The organism is Thermus igniterrae ATCC 700962 (genome assembly GCF_000376265.1).
In the GTDB taxonomy this organism is placed as follows: domain Bacteria; phylum Deinococcota; class Deinococci; order Deinococcales; family Thermaceae; genus Thermus; species Thermus igniterrae.
Genome location: NZ_AQWU01000009.1, coordinates 1 through 3455 on the forward strand (window position 1 = coordinate 1; position 3455 = coordinate 3455).

The window sequence follows — 3455 nt, forward strand, 5'->3', positions numbered from 1 at the left end:
GGTCGGCCATGGGCTTGCCTTGGTTGTAGCGGTGGAGGGTGTCCCGGACCCAGCGGGTGGAGTAGCCCAGGGTTTGGGCGACTTTTGGGATGGGGTGGCCGGTGGCGAGGAGCCAGAGGGCGTGCCAGCGGGAGCGTTCTATGGGGTCTTGGCTTTCCCGGTACAGGGCGTGAAGGTTATCCGGGTGATGCTGCAGCTTGAGTTGCAGCCGGGGGCGGCGTTGGTGTTTGGCGAGGTCCATGGCCCCATTCTACGGGAGAGGACTAGGGGGATTTCTTATAAGTGGTTCCCCACCATCTGGCCGGGTGTTAGGCTAAGGGGAGAGGCCCACGTTGAAGGGTGGGGAGTTCTGCATCGGGGCCCAGTTCGCCTGGCGACCACCAGCGCCTTGGGGTGGGTCGGGCCCCCCGAGGCTATTAAGGGTCTTGGGCCCTTTAGCCCTGGACGGCCATCTCCTCAGGGGGCAGAGGCGACGGGTTTTCTTCGCCGCCATGCTGGAGGCTAGGGCCTCGGGCCGGGAGGGGCTTGGGGTGCTGGACCTTCTGGACCTTCTCTACCTAGGGCAGGAGGAGGGGAGGGCTTTTGGGGCTCTGCGGGAGTTGGTTTTCGCCCTGAGGCGGCAGTTTGGCCCCGGGGTGGTGGAGCGCAAGGGGCCCTTGTACGTGCTGGGGCGAGGGGTGGTTTCCGACCTCGAGGCCTTCCTCCACACCCCGCACACCTGGCTCTGGCGGGGCCGCTATCTGGATGGTCTGGCCACGGACCAGGTCCTCTGGGCCCGGGTGTTCCGCATAGCCCGGGAGGCTGCACAAGGCCTTTTGTGCACCCAACCCCAGGAGGCCTTTCGCCTCCTATGCCTCCTGGCCCAGGAGGAGCCTTATGACCAGGGAATCCTGGCCATGCTTTTGCAGAGCCTCGAGGCCCTGGAACAACCCGGCTTGAGGTGGCGGATGTACCAAAAGGCCCGGATGCGCTTCTTGGAGGTGGGCCTGGCCCTACCCGAGGACCTGGGGGAGTTTCTGCGGGGAGGGTTTGTATGACGCGAAGCTAACGCATCCCCCTCTATCCTGGAAAGAACGGCCCATTGGCCGTTAGGGAGGGCGGGATGCGGGTTCTATTCCGGAGGGTATGGGTGTTGCTGGGCCTGGTCTTGGGCGGGTTGGTCCTGGGCCAGGGGGTGCCGGTCATTACCGGCCTGAACGGCCCCATGGGGTTGCTTTTCGCCCCCGATGGGCGGCTTTACGTGGTGGACTACGGCGTGGGTGGGGACACGGTAGTGGAGATGAATAGCCCCGAGCCCCAGGGGCCGAAGGTAATGGCCAAGGTGGGGTTGAGCTCGCGGGTCCTGCGCTTGGAGCCCGATGGCACGGTGCAGCTCGTGGCCACCTTTCCCTCCATGGTCTTCGCTCGGGAGACCAGCGGGGCCTCGAGGCTGGCCTGGTTCGGCGGCCTGCTGGTGACCAGTGGGGGGTGGAGCAACCCCGACCAGGCGCCCATGCCCCTCATGGCCGTACTGGCCCGGGTGGGTCCGGAAGGGCCGGTGAAGCTGGCCGACTTCTGGGCCTTTGAGAAGGCCCACAACCCGGATGGACACGGGGTGGAGTCCCACCCCTATGGCCTCACGGTGGGTGCGGATGGCTATATTTACGTGGCCGATGCCGCGGCCAACACCCTTTTGCGGGTGAATCCCTCCACGGGGGCGGTTAGCCTGGTGGCCGCCTTTGCCGGTATACCTGGGCCTTCCGCCAACCCGGCCCGCGGTGGGGCCATGGAGATGGACCCGGTGCCCACGGCGGTGGTGGCCAGGGGCGGGGTCTTCTACGTGAGCCTCCTCTCTGGCCTGCCCTTCTTGAAAGGGGCGTCCAAGGTGGTGCGCGTGGTGGGGGGTAGGGTGGAGGACTACGCCACCGGGGCCACCATGCTCACTGACCTGCAGGAGGGGCCGGACGGGAACCTCTACGCCGTGCGCATGGCGGAGACCGGGGAAAGGGGCCCGATCCCAGGAACCGGGGCGGTGCTACGGGTACGGCCTGGGGGGTTTGAAGTGGTCATCCAAGGCCTTCCCTTTCCCACGGCCCTGGCCATTGCCCCCAGCGGCGACTTTTACGTCACCATCAACGGGGTGGGGGCGCCAGGGAGCGGGGCGGTGCTAAGGTTCGCCAACCCCATCCGGTTCAGGACCCATTGGGAGCGGCACGAGGCCCTTTAGGCTTAGAGGCATCTTGGGGATCCGGGGCCTGTTGTGGGAGGGCGGTGGCGGCCCTAAGCGGGTGGGTTGCCTGGAAGGCCACTGCCCTCCTGGCCCTGGAGGAGGTGGATGCTGCCACCAAGCCTCAGCTGGCCTGGTCCAGGGGCGGTGTTTAGCCGCTTTGGGCCTCCCTCCAGACCGCCCTCAAGAGCCGCCTCCCGTAGTCCAGGGTTTCCTTGAGCGCCCCCTCGTGGAGCCTTTGGAAGGTGTCCGTGGGCCAGTGCCAGTTGGGGGGCACGCCCCCTTCCAGGCGGATGAGGCTGAGGCAGGAAATCCCCCTTTGCGCCAGGGGCAGGGTGTCCAAGTAGGCCAGGCGGTACCGCAGGGGTTTGGCCCCCGGGGTGTGGCGGGCCGCTTCCAGGAGGGGCCCCCGGTAGGGGAAGTAGAGGAGCATCCCCTCCCCTTCGGCGAAGAAGAGTTCCCCCTGGCCCACGTTGTCCAGGTTGAGCACCAGGACCCCGGGGGGCAGGTGGGGGATTAGGGCCTTGGCCCCCAGGGCCCCCACCTCCTCGCTGCCCGTGAGGGCCAGGCCCAGGCGCCAGCCCTCCGGGGGGTCTATTTCCAGGAAAAGGGCGGTGGCCACCGCCACCCCGCTCCCGTTGTCGTTGCCCCCCTCCACGTAGGGGGCCCTTAGCTCCCGGTGGAGCAAAAGCCCGGCTTGCGCCAGGAAGTAAAGCCCCAGGGGCCACTTCAAGAGGGTGAGGGCCAGGAGGGGAGCCAGGAGGGCCAAGGCGGCGTTCAGGAGGAAGGCCTGGCGGAAGCCACGGACCCTTCGCGGGTGGTAGAGGAAGTAGGTCTTGGCGGTGTCCACGTGGGCCATGAGGAGGAGGGCTTTTTCCCCCTCCCCCTTCCAGGCCAGGAGGTTCTGCGAGGGGTGGCGGTCCAGGAGAGGGCCCCAGGGCCTCAAGCCGTTGAAGTAGAGCCCCCCTTTCGGATATTCAATGCATACCCCCTTGACAAGCCAAAGGAAAAGGGGGCGCTTGGTGAGCTGTGGAAGAACACCAGACGCCCCCTTCCATCCTACCCCTGTCCCTGGAGGAACTGGTCCCCCTGCTCCAGGCATGGCTCCAAGCCCGCTTGCCAGAAGGGGAGAGAAAACCCGGCAGGCCCAGGACCTTCTCCGACCTCAGCCTCTTTCTCTTCCACCTGGTCCGCGCCCTCCTGGGCTTCTCCAGCGAACGCATGCGCCGGGAACTGGCCCGCAACCCTA

3 protein-coding genes and 2 pseudogenes are annotated in these 3455 nt (G+C 66.8%); 3 read left to right on the forward strand and 2 right to left on the reverse strand.

The window, feature by feature from the left end; translation table 11 throughout:
* On the reverse strand, positions 1-241 hold a 241-nt coding region (locus B128_RS0100075; RefSeq protein ID WP_018110277.1), incomplete at its 3' end, for a helix-turn-helix domain-containing protein.
* 184 nt (positions 242-425) lie between these two features.
* Here B128_RS0100075 and B128_RS0100080 point away from each other — a divergent pair.
* Together B128_RS0100080 and B128_RS0100085 are read left to right on the forward strand one after the other, a co-directional pair.
* Positions 426-1037 (forward strand): hypothetical protein, encoded by a 612-nt coding sequence (locus tag B128_RS0100080; protein ID WP_018110278.1) that lies wholly within the window; start codon positions 426-428, stop codon positions 1035-1037.
* Between the two features lie 65 nt (positions 1038-1102).
* A complete protein-coding gene (locus B128_RS0100085; protein WP_156822353.1) occupies positions 1103-2206 on the forward strand; it encodes a ScyD/ScyE family protein in 1104 nt (367 codons plus the stop codon).
* 151 nt (positions 2207-2357) lie between these two features.
* Here the strand turns inward: B128_RS0100085 and B128_RS12000 are convergent.
* A pseudogene (locus tag B128_RS12000) lies at positions 2358-3167 on the reverse strand (M28 family peptidase); the annotation flags it as partial.
* Positions 3168-3235: 68 nt separating this feature from the next.
* On the opposite strand from B128_RS12000, the pseudogene B128_RS12920 reads away from it, so the two are divergent.
* A pseudogene (locus B128_RS12920) lies at positions 3236-3455 on the forward strand (hypothetical protein); the annotation flags it as partial.